General features: G+C 39.7%; 18 protein-coding genes. 15 read left to right on the plus strand and 3 right to left on the minus strand.

Going from position 1 to position 17,430, the window contains the following annotated elements; all coding sequences use genetic code 11:
• Positions 1-18 precede the first annotated feature (18 nt).
• The 5 genes from K1I43_RS05200 (at position 19) to phoU (ending at position 4,449) form a co-directional block, all read left to right on the plus strand.
• Positions 19-981, plus strand: coding sequence for a PstS family phosphate ABC transporter substrate-binding protein (locus K1I43_RS05200; protein ID WP_009373984.1), 963 nt, complete (start codon positions 19-21; stop codon positions 979-981).
• Between the two features lie 75 nt (positions 982-1,056).
• Positions 1,057-2,007 carry a phosphate ABC transporter permease subunit PstC gene (gene pstC, locus K1I43_RS05205; RefSeq protein WP_009373983.1) on the plus strand — a complete coding sequence of 317 codons (951 nt, stop codon included), beginning with the start codon at positions 1,057-1,059 and terminating at the stop codon, positions 2,005-2,007.
• Between the two features lie 2 nt (positions 2,008-2,009).
• Positions 2,010-2,891, plus strand: coding sequence for a phosphate ABC transporter permease PstA (pstA, locus tag K1I43_RS05210; RefSeq protein WP_009373981.1), 882 nt, complete (start codon positions 2,010-2,012; stop codon positions 2,889-2,891).
• 26 nt (positions 2,892-2,917) lie between these two features.
• A complete protein-coding gene (gene pstB, locus K1I43_RS05215) occupies positions 2,918-3,727 on the plus strand; it encodes a phosphate ABC transporter ATP-binding protein PstB (RefSeq protein ID WP_009373980.1) in 810 nt (269 codons plus the stop codon).
• Positions 3,728-3,789: 62 nt separating this feature from the next.
• Positions 3,790-4,449 carry a phosphate signaling complex protein PhoU gene (gene phoU, locus K1I43_RS05220; protein ID WP_019416918.1) on the plus strand — a complete coding sequence of 220 codons (660 nt, stop codon included), beginning with the start codon at positions 3,790-3,792 and terminating at the stop codon, positions 4,447-4,449.
• Positions 4,450-4,479: 30 nt separating this feature from the next.
• Here the strand turns inward: phoU and K1I43_RS05225 are convergent, their stop codons facing one another.
• Together K1I43_RS05225 and K1I43_RS05230 are read right to left on the minus strand one after the other, a co-directional pair.
• Complete coding sequence (locus tag K1I43_RS05225; protein ID WP_009373978.1) at positions 4,480-4,896, minus strand: endolytic transglycosylase MltG; 417 nt, start codon at positions 4,894-4,896, stop codon at positions 4,480-4,482.
• Complete coding sequence (locus tag K1I43_RS05230; protein WP_019416919.1) at positions 4,893-5,210, minus strand: competence protein CoiA family protein; 318 nt, start codon at positions 5,208-5,210, stop codon at positions 4,893-4,895. The genes K1I43_RS05225 and K1I43_RS05230 overlap by 4 nt, the downstream gene beginning before the upstream one ends.
• Positions 5,211-5,354: 144 nt before the next feature.
• Between K1I43_RS05230 and K1I43_RS05235 the strand changes: the two genes are divergently transcribed.
• The 6 genes from K1I43_RS05235 to K1I43_RS05260 all read left to right on the plus strand — a co-directional run bounded on the left by K1I43_RS05235 (position 5,355) and on the right by K1I43_RS05260 (position 11,562).
• Positions 5,355-7,745, plus strand: a complete 2,391-nt coding sequence (locus K1I43_RS05235; protein ID WP_019416920.1) for a sugar phosphate nucleotidyltransferase — start codon at positions 5,355-5,357, stop codon at positions 7,743-7,745.
• An 80-nt stretch (positions 7,746-7,825) separates the two neighbouring features.
• Entirely contained in the window at positions 7,826-7,975 is a 150-nt protein-coding gene (gene rpmG / locus K1I43_RS05240; RefSeq protein WP_004889517.1) for a 50S ribosomal protein L33, read from the plus strand.
• A 54-nt stretch (positions 7,976-8,029) separates the two neighbouring features.
• Positions 8,030-8,602 (plus strand): 5-formyltetrahydrofolate cyclo-ligase, encoded by a 573-nt coding sequence (locus tag K1I43_RS05245; RefSeq protein WP_019416921.1) that lies wholly within the window; start codon positions 8,030-8,032, stop codon positions 8,600-8,602.
• A gap of 158 nt (positions 8,603-8,760) precedes the next feature.
• Positions 8,761-9,711: an L-lactate dehydrogenase gene (locus tag K1I43_RS05250; RefSeq protein ID WP_009373973.1), complete on the plus strand. Its 951-nt coding sequence runs from the start codon at positions 8,761-8,763 to the stop codon at positions 9,709-9,711.
• Positions 9,712-9,787: 76 nt separating this feature from the next.
• Complete coding sequence (locus K1I43_RS05255) at positions 9,788-9,973, plus strand: hypothetical protein (protein WP_009373971.1); 186 nt, start codon at positions 9,788-9,790, stop codon at positions 9,971-9,973.
• 35 nt (positions 9,974-10,008) lie between these two features.
• Positions 10,009-11,562 (plus strand): rhomboid family protein, encoded by a 1,554-nt coding sequence (locus K1I43_RS05260; protein ID WP_049720896.1) that lies wholly within the window; start codon positions 10,009-10,011, stop codon positions 11,560-11,562.
• Here the strand turns inward: K1I43_RS05260 and K1I43_RS05265 are convergent.
• Entirely contained in the window at positions 11,533-12,393 is an 861-nt protein-coding gene (locus K1I43_RS05265) for a hypothetical protein (RefSeq protein ID WP_019416924.1), read from the minus strand. The genes K1I43_RS05260 and K1I43_RS05265 overlap by 30 nt on opposite strands.
• 121 nt (positions 12,394-12,514) lie before the next feature.
• On the opposite strand from K1I43_RS05265, the gene K1I43_RS05270 reads away from it, so the two are divergent.
• The 4 genes from K1I43_RS05270 to K1I43_RS05285 all read left to right on the plus strand — a co-directional run bounded on the left by K1I43_RS05270 (position 12,515) and on the right by K1I43_RS05285 (position 17,384).
• Positions 12,515-13,960, plus strand: a complete 1,446-nt coding sequence (locus K1I43_RS05270; RefSeq protein ID WP_009373966.1) for a spore germination protein — start codon at positions 12,515-12,517, stop codon at positions 13,958-13,960.
• A 109-nt stretch (positions 13,961-14,069) separates the two neighbouring features.
• Entirely contained in the window at positions 14,070-14,303 is a 234-nt protein-coding gene (locus K1I43_RS05275) for a YqgQ family protein (protein ID WP_009373964.1), read from the plus strand.
• Positions 14,288-15,253, plus strand: a complete 966-nt coding sequence (locus K1I43_RS05280) for an ROK family glucokinase (RefSeq protein ID WP_009373961.1) — start codon at positions 14,288-14,290, stop codon at positions 15,251-15,253. The genes K1I43_RS05275 and K1I43_RS05280 overlap by 16 nt, the downstream gene beginning before the upstream one ends.
• A gap of 268 nt (positions 15,254-15,521) precedes the next feature.
• Positions 15,522-17,384, plus strand: coding sequence for an LTA synthase family protein (locus tag K1I43_RS05285; protein ID WP_009373957.1), 1,863 nt, complete (start codon positions 15,522-15,524; stop codon positions 17,382-17,384).
• Positions 17,385-17,430: the final 46 nt, after the last annotated feature.

Below are 17,430 nucleotides of genomic sequence, written 5' to 3' on the forward strand. Positions count from 1 at the left end.
GTAGGGGGAAATCAAACGATGAAGAAAAACAAATGGTTTGCACTCGCAGGTGTAACAAGCGCTGTATTAGCATTCACAACAGCATGTGGCGGCGGCGCTGAGCAAGGTGGCGAAAATGGCGGAGAACAATTAAGTGGAAACGTTGTTGTAGATGGATCATCTACTGTTTATCCGATTGTTGAAGCTGCTGCTGAAGCGTATGCGGGTGAACAACCAGATGTAAAAGTATCTGTTGGTTTGTCCGGAACAGGTGGCGGATTTGAGAAGTTTACAAAAGGGGAAACAGATTTTTCAAACGCTTCTCGTCCAATTAAAGATGAAGAAAAGAAAGCCGCTGAGCAAAATGGCATTCAATTTGAAGAGCTTCAAGTTGCGTTCGATGGTCTTTCTGTTTTAGTGAATAAAGATAACGACTGGGTTGATTATTTAACAGTTGATGAGTTAAAGAAAATTTTCACATCAGGTGCAGTAAACGGTGATGACAAAGTGAAATGGTCAGACATTCGTCCAGAATGGCCAAATGAAGAAATTAAATTGTTCTCACCGGGACACGACTCTGGTACGTTCGACTACTTCGATGAAGTGATTTTAGATGGACAACCGTTAAATAAAACAGCGCAATTATCTGAAGACGATAACGTGCTTGTTCAAGGAATTGCAGGAGATAAAAATGCTCTCGGTTACTTCGGATTTGCATACTATATTGAAAATAAAGATAAATTGAAAGCTGTGCCAATTGATAACGGAAACGGTCCAGTTGAGCCAACGCACGAAACGATCCAAAGCGGTGAATATGCACCACTTTCTCGTCCATTATTTACGTATGTGAACGTAAAAGCGTTAAAAGAAAAAGCACAAGTGTATGATTTCGCGAAGTTTTTATTAGAGAACGGTGCGGAGTTTGCAGAAGAAGTAGGTTATGTCGCACTTCCGCAAGAAAAATATGACGAGCAATTGAAAAAGCTTGAAGGATTAAAATAACGAAGCGTAAAGATGAGAAGCGACACCACGGTCGCTTCTCATCTTGCCATGAATTTGGAAAGGGGTTTTCATATTATGGCGATGACAGATGGGAATCGTTCGTATTCCGTCCGTGACATGATTAAAGAAAATAAGAAAAAGCAAAGCGGACAACAATTTGTTGAATGGTTAATGCCAAAGTTGTTATTATTGACAGCGACCATTTCAATTTTGACGACAATCGGTATTTTATTTACGTTGTTATTTGAAACATTTATTTTCTTTGAGCGAGTATCGATCGTTGAATTTTTAACGAGCAAAGAGTGGCTTCCATGGGATGAAAAAACAGGTTCGTTCGGTGTCGCTCCGCTAGTGACGGGAACGCTTTTAACGACGGCGATTGCCATGGTCGTTGCGATTCCAATCGGCTTAGCTTCAGCGATTTACTTGAGTGAGTATGCGTCTGAAAAAGCAAGAAAAGTATTAAAACCGATATTAGAAGTGTTGGCGGGAATTCCGACGATTGTGTACGGATTTTTCGCATTAACGTTCGTTACACCTCTTTTACAAAAAATTATCCCAGATTTAGGGATTTTTAACGCGTTAAGCCCTGGAATTGTCATGGGGATTATGATTATTCCGATGGTTGCTTCTTTATCTGAAGATGCGATGAGTTCTGTGCCAAACTCCATTCGTGAAGGAGCGCTTGGCCTCGGTTCAACGAAGTTAGAAGTTGCTTTAAAAGTCGTCCTTCCTGCAGCGACGTCAGGTATTGCGGCATCGTTTATGCTTGCGATTTCTCGTGCTGTTGGTGAGACGATGATTGTAGCAGTAGCGGGTGGTTCATCTCCAGTCTTTACGTTTGATGTGACAAAATCGATCCAAACGTTAACAGCATACATTGTTCAAGTGACAACAGGAGATGCCGGATACGGTACAACGGTGTATTACAGCATTTATGCAGTCGGTATGACGCTGTTTGTATTTACATTAGCCATGAACTTACTCGCGCAATACATTTCTCGTCGCTTTAGGGAGGAGTATTAATCATGGAAAAGTTAATTGATAAACAACGTGTCGTTCAACATATGAACGGCCGTCTATTGAGAAATAACGTGTTAAAATTTTTATTTTTCTTAGCGACATTGTTTGGCCTTATTGTTCTCGTCGTCCTTCTATATCGGATATTCACTCAAGCAATTGGCTGGCTAAACATGGACTTTTTAAATAACTTTCCTTCTCGCCGTCCTGAAAATGCAGGGATAAAAGCGGGGTTGGTCGGTTCGTTATGGTTGATGGTCATCGTTGCTCCTGTTTCGCTCATTCTTGGGGTTGGAACAGCGATTTACTTAGAGGAATATGCGAAAAAAAATCGTTTTACAGATTTTATTCAAACGAATATCTCAAACTTAGCAGGTGTTCCGTCGATCGTATTCGGTTTACTCGGTTTAACACTTTTCGTTCGTGAATTGAATTTAGGTCGTAGCATTTTGGCGGCTGGTTTAACGATGAGTTTGCTTGTTCTTCCTGTTATCGTCGTTGCGGCACAAGAGGCGCTTCGTGCCGTGCCGAATCAATTGCGCGAAGCATCATATGGTATGGGAGCAACGAAATGGCAAACGATTTATCGCATCGTTCTTCCAGCAGCGATCCCTGGTATTTTAACAGGTAGCATTTTAGCTTTATCTCGTGCGATCGGTGAAACAGCACCGCTTGTCGTTTTAGGGATTCCGACGTTTTTAGCATATTTACCACGTGGTATTCTTGATACATTTACAGTTATGCCGATGCAAATTTATAACTGGACGTCGCGTCCGCAAGCTGATTTCCAACATGTAGCGGCAGCTGGAATTGTCGTATTGCTCGTTGTGTTAATCTTTATGAACTCGATTGCCATTTTCATTCGCAACAAGTTTCAAAAACGTTATTAATTGCGCGTTGAAAGGGGAACTTATTAATGGAATTAACAGTTGTGAAAGAACGTAAAAAACAAGCTGAAGAACGAAGCGAAAAAAATGTTGTGTATCGCACGAAAAACTTAAATTTATGGTACGGCGAACATCATGCGTTAAAAAATATTGACTTGGATATTTACGAAAATGAAGTGACAGCGATTATCGGTCCGTCAGGATGCGGAAAATCAACGTATATTAAAACGTTAAACCGAATGATTGAACTCGTGCCGAGCGTGCGTACATCTGGAGAAATTACGTATCGCGGTCGCAACATTTTTGATAAATCATATCGTGTAGAAGAATTGCGTACGCAAGTTGGAATGGTATTCCAAAAGCCGAATCCGTTCCCGAAATCGATTTATGATAATGTGGCATACGGTCCACGTATTCACGGTATTCGCGATAAGAAAATTTTAGATGAAATCGTTGAAAAAAGTTTGCGCGGTGCAGCGATTTGGGATGAAGTGAAAGACCGCTTGCATACGAATGCATATGGATTGTCTGGTGGGCAGCAACAACGTTTATGTATCGCCCGCTGTTTAGCGATTGAGCCAGATGTCATTTTAATGGATGAGCCAACATCGGCGCTTGACCCTATTTCAACATTAAAAGTAGAAGAGCTTGTGCAAGAATTAAAGAAAAACTATAGTATTATTATCGTCACACATAACATGCAACAAGCTGCTCGTATTTCTGATAAAACGGCCTTCTTCTTAAACGGTGAAGTGATCGAGTATAGCGACACAGACAAACTATTCTCGAATCCAGACGATAAACGAACAGAAGATTACATTACAGGTCGATTTGGATAATCGGATAAAAAATCGTGCGGGCGTGCTCGCACGATTTTTTCAAAATAAAAGGGGGAGTGAATATGGCTGTACGTGAAAAATTTGATGACGATTTACAAACGTTGCGCGATCAACTATTACAGCTCGGAAGTCTTGCAGAAATTGCATTAACTCAGTCGTTTGAAGCGTTAAAAACAAAAAATAACGATTTAGCATTACAAGTGCTTGAAAACGACACAAAAATTGATTTGCTTGATGAGGAAATTAACGATTTTGCCATTTTATTAATTGCGAAACAACAGCCGGTTGCCATTGATTTGCGCCGCATTATTGTTGCCATTAAAATTGCCACAGATGTTGAACGTATGGCAGATTTTGCTGTCAATATTGCGAAATCCGCTATTCGCATCGGTGAACAGCCGTTTGTCATCCCGTTAAATAAGTTAGAAAAAATGCATGAAATTGCGGTAAATATGCTTTCATTAACGTTAAAAGCGTATTATGAAGAAGATGTTGTTGCTGCGAAAAAAGTGGCTGATATGGATGATGAAGTCGATCGTCTGTACGGGGAAACGATTCGGGAGCTGCTTGAGCGCACAAAAGCACATCCAGATGCGATGTCGCAAATTACTCAGCTCTCGTTTACAGCACGTTACATTGAGCGCATTGCAGACCATGCAACAAACATTGCGGAAAACGTCTTTTACTTAGTAAAAGGAAAACATTACGACTTAAACGATTAAAGCAAAAAGGATGTCCAACGTCGGACATCCTTATTTCGTTATTTTTCGTGCGATTTGTTCGTATGACATGTCGCTTGTTATGACGTATGTTCCGGGGCGTACTGCGCGCGTTAATTGATGTGCATCCAAATATGTTAAAAATGATTGAGCGTCATCAATAATATGCGCTTGTTGTAGACGCTTTGCAATGTCGCGACTAGCTTCCCCTTTAGCGATTGTTAACGTATAAATGTATGTTTGTTTTTGCGACGGTGTTGTTTTTTTCGTTTCTTTTTTTAATTTTTCGAGTGCATTCGCTAGTTCATTTCGTTCAGCAACGAGCTGTTCATATTGTTTTTCGCTTATTTTGTTGGGTTGTAGTTGTTTATGATTCGTATAATAAACGATCCCTAATATCGTTGTAGCAAACAATATCCCAGCTGCAAAGGCACGCGTTGTCCTTTTCATCGTTCATTCCTCGCAATCATTATATTCACCTCATCTATCGGCATGTTGAGCTTGCGAGCAATTTGCTCTTTTGTCCAGCCTTGTTTATATAAGTGGGCGATTTGCTCTTCATTTGAAAACGACTCAATTCCAATCAGCAATTCTTCTTCAAGTGCTTTTACGCGCTTTTTTACTTCGTATAACTGTTGCATCGTCGATAATGTTAACTGTTCTACTTGTTCTTCTACTTCTTTCATCCGATCTCTTTGGAAAAAAGAAATAAGCAATAGTATGATAGCAAAAGAAACGAGTCCGATAAATGTATATTCGATCATGTTTTTCACCCCACTTTATTATACATAGGAATGTAGCGATCATGCATCATTTTCGTGTCAAATCGACAATTTTCATCTATTGTCCGCAAGTAGTTGTCATGATATGATGGAAAAAAGTGTGCTTTCACTTGGGGGGGATTTGTTGTGAAAGCGGTTATTATGGCAGGGGGAAGAGGAACGCGGCTACGTCCGTTAACTTGCCATGTTCCGAAGCCAATTGTACCGATTATGAATAAACCTGTGATGGAGTATAGTATTGAGTGGTTAAAACAATACGGAATTACAAACATTGCTGTAACGGTTCAATATTTAAGCGACGAAATTATTGAATATTTTGGGGATGGACGCCGATTTGGTGTACACCTTCATTATTTCGAAGAGACGACGCCGCTTGGAACGGCGGGAAGTGTAAAACATGCTCAGTCGTTTTTAGACGATACATTTGTCGTCATTAGTGCAGATACGTTGACGACGATTGATTTACAGCAAGCGATCAATTTCCATTTCTCCAAACAAGCATTAGTTACCGTTCTGATGCACCACGAAGCGACTCCTCTTTCATACGGTGGAATTGTAACAGATCGACATGGGAAAATTATTCATTTTGTAGAAAAACCAAAATGGAATGAAGTGTGTACCGATTTGGTGAATACAGGGATTTACATTTGTCATCCAGCTATTTTTGATCATATGCCACAACATCCACCTTACGATTTTAGCCAACATCTTTTTCCATATCTCATTCAACACGAATACCCGATATACGGATGGCAAGCAGATGGATATTGGTCCGATATTGGCGTCATTGAGCAATATCATCAAACACATATCGATTTACTCAATCAACGTTTCGTGCCTTCTCACTATAAAGAAATGGCCCCGAATGTATGGGTGGGAAGAGGGGTTAAGATTGCACGCGAGGTAAAATTAGAAGGGCCAATCATCATTGGGGATGATGTTCGTATCGATGAATTTGCCACAGTTGGGCCTTACACGGTCATCGGTCCACGTTCAGTCATTAGTAAACATGCATCGTTAAAACGATCTATTGTTTGGTCCGACGTATATATTGATCAACATAGTGAATTGCGCGGGGCGATCGTTGCTAATGATGTGTACATTGGCAAAAAAAATGAAATATTTGATTATGCGGTCATCGGAACAAAATGCAAACTAGAAAATAAAGTGAAAGTGCAGCATGAAGCGAAAATTTGGCCGAATAAAACAATTGCCGAAAAAACGAAAGTGAAACATTCGATCGTATGGGGGGAACAACATACGAAAACGTCGTTTAGTGAACAAGGAATGAAAGTGCGGGCATATATTGATGCCCATCCGCTGTTTATGACGAGGCTTGCTTCCGCGTACAGTAGCTTATGTGAAAAGGAAAGCCGCATATTAATTGGCTTTGACGGCCACCCATTTTCGAGAGCGATGGGCATGTTATTTGCCGAATGTTTACACATGTATGGCATCCATACAAATATATATGAAGGTGGATATTTGCCAGCTTTTCGTTATATTGTGCCCCATAAACAGTATGATGGCGGTGTATTTATTACGATGAATGAACATGATGAATTGATCGTTGACATCCATGATGAATACGGCTACCCGATCGATCGAGCGATGGAACGAGCCATTGAACAACAAATGAAACATGAACATGCTTGTTACGTGTCCGTGAAAAAAATCGGTGAAGCGATGAAACAAAAGGAAAAATACGAATTGTACGTTCGTGCCTTACGACAATGGGTTCCTTTTTCGTCATCGGAACAATGGAAAGTCGTTGTTTGTAGTTCCCCTTTACTGCGGGAAATCATTGAACATACACTTCAGTCGTTTGCCATTCAAGTCGTTTGGACAGAACATCGAGATGACGAACATATTGGCAAGCAAATTAAACGAGAGCACGCTCATTTTGGGATCGCATTTGATCGTTCAGGCGAACGTTTTCGAATTTTTGACGGACAAGGAACGGCATTGACGAACGAAGAAGTCATTTCATTACACGTATTAGTATCGCTTTTGTTTCATGAAACGAAAAAAGTAGCTGTTCCTTCTTGGGCTCCATCGATGTTGCATACGTTAGCAGAACGTTTACACGGCGATATCGTGTATGTGAAAGATGCGAGACGAGATTTTTTGTTTGCTCATCACCATGAACCATTTCATTTTTATTTTGATGGATTGTATGCGTGTGTGCAGCTGTTTCATTTGTTAGCTATTGAACGTTGTTCTCTCCGCACGGTTATTTCGTCTATTCCGACGCTTCATTTATCATGTCGCGATGTTTATTGCCCATGGAATGAACGTGCAGCAGTGATGCGTAAATTGTTAGAAGAATCGTATGACAAACATGTTGATTTCACAGATGGTGTAAAAGTGCACCATGAAGATGGGTCATGGACGCTTATTTTGCCAAAGGTAGATGAACCGACGTTAACGATTTATTCACAAGCAACAAACGCTCAAAAAGCAAAAGAATATACAAAATACTATATAAAGAAAATTCGGCAATATCAAAACGTATAAAATTCATATGGAAATTGTTTAAGAAAAATGATATGATGGAAAGGTGTGATTACAATACTTTTGTTTGGAGGGAAAGAACGATGCGTGTAAATATTACGTTAGCATGCACAGAATGCGGCGAACGCAACTATATTTCAACAAAAAATAAGCGCAATAACCCAGAGCGCCTTGAATTGAAAAAATATTGCCCACGAGACAAAAAAGCAACAGTTCATCGTGAAACGAAGTAAGCAGTAGGATTTTTTTCCTGCTGCTTATTTTTTTATAAAATAGGGGGAAGGATAATGAATAAGAAACAATTACGACAACAAATGAAACAACGTCTCTTACATATGACAAAAGAAGAGCGAAAGAAAAAAGAGAACGTCATTTACGATATATTATTTCAGCAACATGGTTGGCAAAAGGCACAGATGATCGGTATCACGATTTCACGACAAATTGAAGTAGATACGATTTGTATTATTGAACGAGCGTGGCAAGAAGGAAAAAAGGTTGCGATTCCGAAATGCGATGTCGCAACAAAACAAATGACGTTTCGAGAAATTGATTGTTTTCAACAAATAGAACGCACTTTTTTTGATTTATATGAACCGATTGTAGAAGAAACGAGAGAAGTACAAAAACATGAAATGGAACTACTATTCGTTCCAGGTCTTGCTTTCGTTCGGCAAGGGTATCGTCTTGGCTACGGTGGAGGATATTACGATCGTTATTTAGTCGATTTTCCGAACGACACCCTTTCTATTGCATACGATTGTCAAATTGTTTCTACGTTGCCGATTGAACAACATGATATTCCTGTTCAAAAGATGATTACGAATGAAGGAATAATCGTTTGTGAAAGCGAAACATAAAACAGCATAAGCGCTTTCATATTGTACAGGAGAAAAAATTAACAAAATGTTAATAATTCATGCATCATAAACTTTGTGAAACAGTGTACAATGTAATTGTGAAACAGATAAACAATGCACATATTGTAAAATGATATATAATGAAAGGTGGAAGGAATATGTCAAATAAAGTAAATCGTGTTGTTTTAGTTGGGACCGGTTTTGTCGGTTCAAGTTATGCGTTTGCCCTTTTAAACCAAGGGGTGACAGAAGAGCTTGTTCTTATTGATATTAATAAAGAGAAATCTGAAGGGGATGCGATGGACTTAAACCACGGTATGCCGTTCGCTCCATCGCCAACAAAAATTTGGTTTGGCAATTATGAAGACTGCAAAGATGCTGATCTTGTTGTGTTAACAGCAGGGGCAAATCAAAAACCGGGAGAAACACGATTAGATTTAGTGGAGAAAAACACGAAAATTTTCAAAAACATTATTGATCAAGTCATGGCGAGCGGATTTAATGGCATTTTTCTCGTTGCAACCAATCCAGTTGACATTTTAACATATGCAACATGGAAGTTTTCTGGCTTACCGAAAGAGCGCGTCATCGGTTCAGGAACGATTTTAGATACAGCTCGTTTCCGTTATTTGCTAGGGGAATATTTCGATGTTGATACACGTAACGTACATGCTTATATTATTGGGGAACATGGGGATACAGAATTGCCTGTTTGGAGCCATGCATTTATCGGCTGCCGCCCAATTGCTGATATGATGAAAGAAAAACCACAATATAAACAAGAAGATTTAGATAACATTTTTGTGAACGTACGCGATGCTGCGTATCAAATTATTGAACGAAAAGGTGCGACGTACTACGGCATTGCTATGGGACTTGTTCGCCTAACAAAGGCGATTTTACAAAACGAAAATAGCGTCCTTACTGTTTCGGCTTACTTAGAAGGACAATATGGTCAAAACGATATGTACATTGGCGTACCAGCGATCGTAAATCGTAACGGGATTCGTGAAGTCGTCGAATTGCAATTGAACGAAGAAGAAAAAGAAAAATTTGCTCACTCTGCCAATGTGTTAAAAGATGTAATGAAACGCGTTGGGTTGCAATAGGTTGTCTCATGATGAGGCAACCTTTTTATAATTTTGATGGGAAAAGGGAACGGTAAACGTGAGGAGGGTGATCATATTGAATGGAAAAACATTGATTGTCACTTTAGTCGCTGGGCTTGTTCTTTATCGGTTTCGCTATCGAGTATTGAATGAAATATTGAAGCGAGAAGCGGTTCAAAAGCGGGTCATCCAATGGGGAATGTCCATTCCATTTATTCGCCAACGTCTTGTACCAACATTATTTTTACAAAAGTACAAATAGTTGCGCTTTGTAAAAGAGTGTGGTAAAAGAAGGGTATGATAGCGAAGGGAGAGGGAAGGTTGAGCATTCGCTTTGACTTTGTATATTGGCAAATGATGTTTCAATTTTTGCAAGCGAACTATGAAATCGTGTATTTATCGCCTGATGAACGCGAAGTTTGGTTGCAATCTACACGTGAGCGAAAGGCACCACTCGTTCGTCTCGTTCGTACGGACATGGATTGGAGCGTATCGTTAAAAAATGATATGCAACGCGCCATGACTGCCGTTGATGAATGGCGGAGGCGACAATTTCGTCGGCAGCTTCAAGTCGTTAACATATATGCTATGATGTACCCTCCTGTTGACGATTGGGAACTGTACGTTCATCGGCCGTTAACGACTGAACGAGTACATATGAAAACATTTGTGATGCATATAAACAATATGTATGCCGTGCTACATGAACTAAACATGTTGTTTCATCAATCATTGAAAGTATATGTACCTGATGATTCTCCGATGTTACAACATGAATTACAAACGTTTAAACAACACGTATTATCGTTTGCTGAGCGAATGTATGAAAAGGAACGGAGCATATTTGAGCGCGGAAAAGCGAGATGGACATACGTATTTATTGCTTTACAAATCGTCATGTTTTTTATTTTAGAATGGAACGGCGGAAGTACAAATACGCGAACATTGATTGAATACGGAGCAAAATTTAACCCGCTCATTTTGCAAGGGGAATGGTGGCGCTTTTTTACACCGATCGTTTTGCATATCGGTTTTGTACACTTGTTTATGAATACGTTTGCATTGTACTATTTAGGTCCGCTCGTTGAAAAACTGTACGGTTCGCTTCGGTTTTTATTCATTTATCTTTTTGCTGGTTTTTCAGGTTCACTCGCTAGCTTTTTATTTTCACCGTCCGTATCTGCGGGAGCGTCTGGGGCGATTTTCGGCTGTTTTGGAGCTTTGCTGTATTTCGGAAAGGCGCATCCACATTTGTTTTTTCGAACAATTGGCATGAATGTGTTGACGGTCATTGGGATTAATTTAGCGTTTGGTCTCGTTGTTCCAAATATTGATAATGCCGGCCATATTGGCGGCTTAATCGGTGGATTTTTAGCTGCAAGCATCGTTCATCTCCCAAAAGAGCGTGCTCGTCTTGGACAATGGTTGGCCGCTTTGTTCACAGCGGTCGTTACGGCGATTTGTTTATATATTGGCTTTCAACGACCGCTAGCGGATCAAGCGCAACTCATTCTTGCATTGTCAAAACAGTATATTGATGAACGGGAATACGGTGAAGCAGAACAAATGTTAACACTCATCAATGAACAAGATACGCAAGCATATAAAGCAGACTTTTTACGTGCGTATATTCGTATTCAACAAAAAGATTACGATGCAGCGAAACAGTATTTATATGCTGCCGTCGAAAAAAACGACCGTTTTCATGAAGCGTTTTATTATTTAGCGTTATTGTATGCAGAAGAAAAAAATTATGAAAAAGCAAAACAAGCAGTAGAGCGTGCATTGCAGATTCATCCAGACGATGAACAGTATAAACAATTATTGTTTGAAATCGAGCAATTGCTTTAATATGACAAGTTCTCCATCTGCTACTTCTGTCACGACAAACAGCTTGCTGCAATCTTTTTTAATTAAAATGAGCGGAACGGTACTGCCGATTGGGGATTCAATCGCACCGTTCTGTTTTTTTATGCCTAAAAAATAATTTTTGTACAATCCTTCCCATAAGTTTCCGATCATTACCTCTGTTTCATTTATCGTTAAGTCCATAAACGGCTGTTCATTATATTGAACAAGCTCAGTTAAGTACAAATGGTAATAATCATCTTTTGATAAAATGCTTGCCATTTGGTTAGCCGCTTTGTTGACAATAGCTTGTGTTTGTTTATTTAACGCGCTTGCCCATGTTTTTTGTTCGTTTGTTGTCGGTTTACGAAACGATTGAAGCGGGGCAAAGGATGAATCGATCACATACAATACATCTCCGCTCATTTTTTGACTGCTTCGAATATCATCGCCGTTATGCAACTCTCCTTGATGGTATGAAATCGCTTGAAATAATCGACTTCCTTTTTGTTCGATTTGTTTTTGCTGAATGAGGTTTTTTCCGTTTTCTTTCCACTTTGATTGGATAGCAATAAGCCGCCCATTAGCAAATAACAAAGAAATATCTTGTCGTAAGTAGGCGGTTCGATCAAGCGATGAAGTGACGATCCAATCGATCATATAGCGCGTTTCTTTCTTTTTTGGGTGCAACGATAATTTTGTTTGAGCCTCTGTAAAGCGAACAGTCGGGTCGATCGGAAAAAACATAATCGTTTCACGAGCCGGTCGCTCGAACGTTTGGATGATAACGACAAACACAAACAGCAATATAAATAGTGATAATAGACGTTTCATCTCATTCCTCCGGTCAAGCTTACATTTATAAAAAATGTATGTGTGTATAAAAGGAAATATGTATGAATGAATGTCGATATGTCAAAGATGGATGGTAGTAAATGTAAGGTAGGTGATCGGAATGAATCGAGTATCTTCGCGTCTTTCAGAAAACGTTTCATATATGAAAGAAAAGCTTGGAGTCGGGAAAAGTTTTGACGTTATTTATTTAGACGTGCATTATGCCGGAAAAGATATGGCATTATTTATGATTGACGGATTTGTCAAAGACGATATTCTCCATTACTTAATGAAATTGTTGTCCGAATTACCGGATGGCTCGTTAGATGAACAACCGTTACATCAATTATTAAGAACACATCTTCCATATGTTGAATTAGATCAAACAGATGATTTTGAAAAGGTCATTGATGGCGTGCTTGCAGGGCCGACAGCTTTGTTTGTAGATGGAATGGCAAAGGCGATTTTAATTGATGCACGCACATATCCAGTACGCGGACCGCAAGAACCAGATATGGAACGTGTCGTTCGGGGGGCACGTGATGGGTACGTGGAAACCATTGTATTTAACACGGCATTAACGAGACGACGAGTACGCGACCGTTCATTACGAATGGAATATATGCAAATTGGTCGCCGTTCAAAAACAGACGTATGTGTTTGTTATATTGAAGATATTGCTAATTCGACGATTGTGGAAGAAGTAAAACAATCGTTAGCGAAAATTGATACAGACGGTTTGCCGATGGGAGAAAAAACGGTGGAGGAATTTATTTCAGGCCGACACTTTAATCCATATCCTGTCGTTCGATATACAGAAAGGCCAGATACGGCTGCTGCTCATTTATATGAAGGGCACGTGCTTATTTTTGTTGATGGATCTCCGAGCGTGTTAATTACACCAGCAACGTTTTGGCATCATTTACAACATGCAGAAGAATACAGAAATAAGCCGATTGTTGGTGCGTATTTGCGCTTCGTTCGTTTTCTTGCGGTATGGTTATCTATTTTTTTATTGCCGCTTTGGTATATGTGGATGAAAACGCCAGAACTCGTTCCACACGCTTTATCGTTCGTTGCAAAATCAAGTGAAGGGAACATTCCGTTGTTTGGGCAAATATTGCTCATCGAATTTGGACTAGATATGTTGCGGATGGCAGCTATTCACACTCCATCTGCCTTAGCTACAGCGCTTGGGCTCGTTGCTGCGTTAATGATTGGTGGAATTGCGGTGGAAGTTGGCTTATTTTCTAACGAAGTTATTTTATATTTTGCGATGGCCACGATCGGGACGTTTGCGACACCGAGTTATGAGCTTGGGTTAGCCAACAGGCTCGTTCGGCTTGCATTGCTCGTTGTGACAGCGTTGTTTGGCGTCATTGGCTATGTCGTTGGAATTACTGTATGGTTAATGATGCTTGCGCGCATGCAATCGTTCGGTGTCCCGTATTTATGGCCGTTTATTCCATTTTCGTATCGCGGAATGCGCGATGTGCTTATTCGCTCTCCGATTCCGTTAAAAAATCGTCGTCCAACGGTCTTACATCCAAAAGATCCAGATCGGTAAAAGTGTGAAAAATATAGCAAAGTCATTGTTCAGTTCTTGACGACCTTTTGTTTTCCTTATACATTTAGAATATGTAGATTGAAAACGCTTATACGCATAGGTGAAGAAAATGAAATCCGTATACGATGTGCAACAGTTGTTAAAAAAATATGGAACGATCATTTACGTCGGTGATCGCCTTGCTGATTTAGAATTAATGGAAGAAGAAGTAAAAGAATTATTTCAAGCGCAGCTCATCGACGTGAAAGATTACCAAATGGCGCTTCTCATTTTGCGCCATGAAGCGCAAATTGAACGAGAAAAAAGAGAAAAAGGGATGAAAGAACAATGGAACAATGGTTAGTCGGTGTAGATTTAGGTGGAACGACGGTAAAATTAGCGTTCGTCAATATGTATGGGGAAATCATTTGTAAGTGGGAAATTCCTACAGATAAATCGGAACAAGGGAAACATATTACAACACATATTGCAAAAGCGATTGATGAAAAGTTGCGCGAATTAGATGAATCAAAAGAACGTCTTGTCGGTATTGGCATCGGTGCACCTGGTCCAGTCAACATGGCGACAGGAGACATTTATGAAGCAGTAAATTTAGGGTGGAAAAACTTCCCTCTAAAAGACCGATTAGAAATGGAAACAGGACTTCCTGTCATTGTTGATAACGACGCCAATATTGCAGCAATCGGAGAAATGTGGAAAGGAGCGGGCGAGGGTGCGAAAAATTTAATTCTCGTTACGCTTGGCACAGGTGTTGGAGGCGGTGTGATCGTAAACGGTCAAATTGTTCACGGCACAAACGGTGCTGGTGGGGAAATCGGTCATATCACTTCCATTCCTGAAGGGGGAGCACCTTGTAATTGCGGCAAAACAGGATGTTTAGAGACGATCGCTTCAGCCACAGGCATCGTCCGCATCGCGACAGAACGATTGAAACAAACGGACGGACAAAGCCGTTTACGCGACATATGGCAGGAAGCAGGAGCCATTACAGCAAAAGATGTGTTTGATGCAGCGAAAGAAAACGATGCATTTGCGCTACAAATCGTTGATGAAGTGACATTTCATCTCGGCTTAGCACTTGCTAACTTAGCAAACGGTTTAAATCCAGAGAAAATTGTCATTGGAGGCGGTGTTTCCAAAGCGGGAGATTTATTGGCGCAAACGGTTGCTCGCCATTTTAAACGTTTTGCGTTTCCGCGTGTCGCTGAGGCTGCCGACATCGTCATTGCTACGCTTGGAAACGATGCGGGCGTGATTGGTGGGGCATGGCTAGTAAAAACAAATATAGTGTAAAAACAGACGAGAAAATCGTCTGTTTTTTTTGTCGAAAATTTGTCGGTAAAAAACGTCTTGCATTTTCATAAGAAAAAGTGTAAAACAGTCATATGTGGATGCGCCACTTGTCTATTATATCGTTTATCGTTTAAGATAACAGTTGCTTTTTTGTTAAGAAAGTATTAATATTGTCTTTGGTTAAGATAAAAAAATGTAAAAAAACGGATGTGCCTCATACAGCATAGAATAAGCATCAGATCTGAGTGGATTAAAGGAGGGAGAGCATATGAAAAATTACCGTTTCGTTCTTTTAACGGTATTGCTTTTATGGTTGAAGACGTATTTAGTCTATAAAAATAGTTTTGATATAAAAATTGAGTCATGGAAGCAGGAGTTCATTTTATTTATTAGTCCATTAAGCTTCCTGTTATTTATTTTCGGGCTTGCTTTATTTATGAGCGAAAAACGACGGAATCGCTATATTGTAATAACAAGTTTCATTGTTTCATTCGTTTTGTATGCGAACGTCATGTTTTATCGCTTCTTTAGTGACTTTATTACCATTCCTGTGCTGTTCCAAACGAACAACATGGGCGACTTAGGAAATAGTGTATTTGAATTGATGAACGTTTCTGACATGTTCTTTTTCCTCGACGTTGTGTTGCTTGCTTGGATGGCGTATAAAAAAGTATCGATTGCACAGTATGTGCCAGCGACAAAACGATTCCGTCGCACATATTTTATTGCAACAGCAGCCCTTGCTTTATTTAATTTAGGGTTAGCGGAAACAGAGCGTCCAGAGTTATTAACGCGTACGTTTGACCGCGAAATGTTAATTAAAAACTTAGGTATATACAACTACCATGTGTATGATATTATTTTGCAGTCGCGTTCAAAAGCGCAACGTGCATTAGCGGATAGTAGTGAATTAGCAGATATTCAAAACTATATTAATGCGAACGAAAAAGCGCCGAATAAACAATTGTTTGGCATTGCAAAAGGTCGCAACGTCATCATCGTTTCGATGGAGTCGTTACAAAGTTTCGTGATTAACAATACTGTAAATGGACAAGAAATTACGCCGTTTTTAAATGACTTTATTAAACAAAGTTATTACTTTGATAATTTCTATCATCAAACAGGACAAGGAAAAACATCTGATGCTGAGTTTCTCATCGAGAACTCGTTATACCCACTAGGTCGTGGCGCTGTCTTTTTCACACATGCGACAAATGAGTATAACGCAACGCCAGAAATATTGAAAAACTACGGTTACTATTCAGCCGTATTTCATGCGAATAATAAAAGTTTCTGGAATCGTGATGTGATGTATCAATCAATGAAGTATGATCGTTTCTTCTCGATGACGGACTATCACATTACGGAAGAAAATTCAGTTGGTTGGGGTTTAAAAGATATTCCGTTTTTTGAACAATCTGTGGAGCATTTAAAAACGTTGCCACAACCATTTTACACAAAGTTTATTACATTAACGAACCACTTCCCGTTTGAATTAGGGGAAGAAGATAAAATGGTTCCGGAGTACACATCAAATAGCCGAACGTTAAACCGTTATTTCCCAACGGTTCGATATATGGATGAGGCGTTAAAAGTATTTATTGAGAAGTTGAAAAAAGAAGGATTGTATGAAAATTCCATCATTATTCTTTACGGAGACCATTACGGCATTTCGGAAAACCATAATAAAGCGATGGCTCAATATTTAGGGAAGGATGAGATTACGCCATTTGATCACGTTCAATTACAACGTGTTCCGTTGATCATCCATATTCCAGGTGTGACAGATAAACAACCGAAAGTAATTTCAAAAGTGTCTGGACAAATTGACGTGAAGCCGACATTGCTTCATTTGCTAGGCATTGATACACGCAATCAAATTCATTTTGGTGAAGATTTATTCTCAAAAGATAAACTTGATTTCGTCGTTCTTCGTGACGGTAGTTTTGTGACAAAAGATTATGTATATACGAAAAATGCATGTTACGATAAAAAAACCGGAACAGAAGTCGATGCATCTTATTGCGAGCCGTATATGGAGAAGGCGCGGCAAGAGCTTGATTACTCTGACAAAATTGTATATGGCGACTTGTTGCGCTTCTACAATAAACAACAAGAAAATAAACAATAAGCTAGCTCTTAAGATAGGGCTAGCTTTTTTCTTTTAGCTAGCTATA

Origin of the sequence: Anoxybacillus sp. ST70, assembly GCF_019553625.1 — a bacterium.
GTDB lineage: Bacteria > Bacillota > Bacilli > Bacillales > Anoxybacillaceae > Anoxybacillus > Anoxybacillus gonensis.

Excerpts from the sequence above, each read along its gene's own strand:
- K1I43_RS05225 (WP_009373978.1), bottom strand. The coding sequence starts at position 4,896 with ATGAAAAGGACAACGCGTGCCTTTGCAGCTGGGATATTGTTTGCTACA.
- K1I43_RS05275 (WP_009373964.1), top strand. The coding sequence starts at position 14,070 with ATGAAATCCGTATACGATGTGCAACAGTTGTTAAAAAAATATGGAACG.
- K1I43_RS05230 (WP_019416919.1), bottom strand. The coding sequence starts at position 5,210 with ATGATCGAATATACATTTATCGGACTCGTTTCTTTTGCTATCATACTA.
- pstA (WP_009373981.1), top strand. The coding sequence starts at position 2,010 with ATGGAAAAGTTAATTGATAAACAACGTGTCGTTCAACATATGAACGGC.
- rpmG (WP_004889517.1), top strand. The coding sequence starts at position 7,826 with ATGCGTGTAAATATTACGTTAGCATGCACAGAATGCGGCGAACGCAAC.
- pstC (WP_009373983.1), top strand. The coding sequence starts at position 1,057 with ATGGCGATGACAGATGGGAATCGTTCGTATTCCGTCCGTGACATGATT.
- K1I43_RS05200 (WP_009373984.1), top strand. The coding sequence starts at position 19 with ATGAAGAAAAACAAATGGTTTGCACTCGCAGGTGTAACAAGCGCTGTA.
- pstB (WP_009373980.1), top strand. The coding sequence starts at position 2,918 with ATGGAATTAACAGTTGTGAAAGAACGTAAAAAACAAGCTGAAGAACGA.
- K1I43_RS05245 (WP_019416921.1), top strand. The coding sequence starts at position 8,030 with ATGAATAAGAAACAATTACGACAACAAATGAAACAACGTCTCTTACAT.
- K1I43_RS05280 (WP_009373961.1), top strand. The coding sequence starts at position 14,288 with ATGGAACAATGGTTAGTCGGTGTAGATTTAGGTGGAACGACGGTAAAA.
- K1I43_RS05260 (WP_049720896.1), top strand. The coding sequence starts at position 10,009 with ATGATAGCGAAGGGAGAGGGAAGGTTGAGCATTCGCTTTGACTTTGTA.
- phoU (WP_019416918.1), top strand. The coding sequence starts at position 3,790 with ATGGCTGTACGTGAAAAATTTGATGACGATTTACAAACGTTGCGCGAT.
- K1I43_RS05250 (WP_009373973.1), top strand. The coding sequence starts at position 8,761 with ATGTCAAATAAAGTAAATCGTGTTGTTTTAGTTGGGACCGGTTTTGTC.
- K1I43_RS05285 (WP_009373957.1), top strand. The coding sequence starts at position 15,522 with ATGAAAAATTACCGTTTCGTTCTTTTAACGGTATTGCTTTTATGGTTG.
- K1I43_RS05265 (WP_019416924.1), bottom strand. The coding sequence starts at position 12,393 with ATGAAACGTCTATTATCACTATTTATATTGCTGTTTGTGTTTGTCGTT.
- K1I43_RS05270 (WP_009373966.1), top strand. The coding sequence starts at position 12,515 with ATGAATCGAGTATCTTCGCGTCTTTCAGAAAACGTTTCATATATGAAA.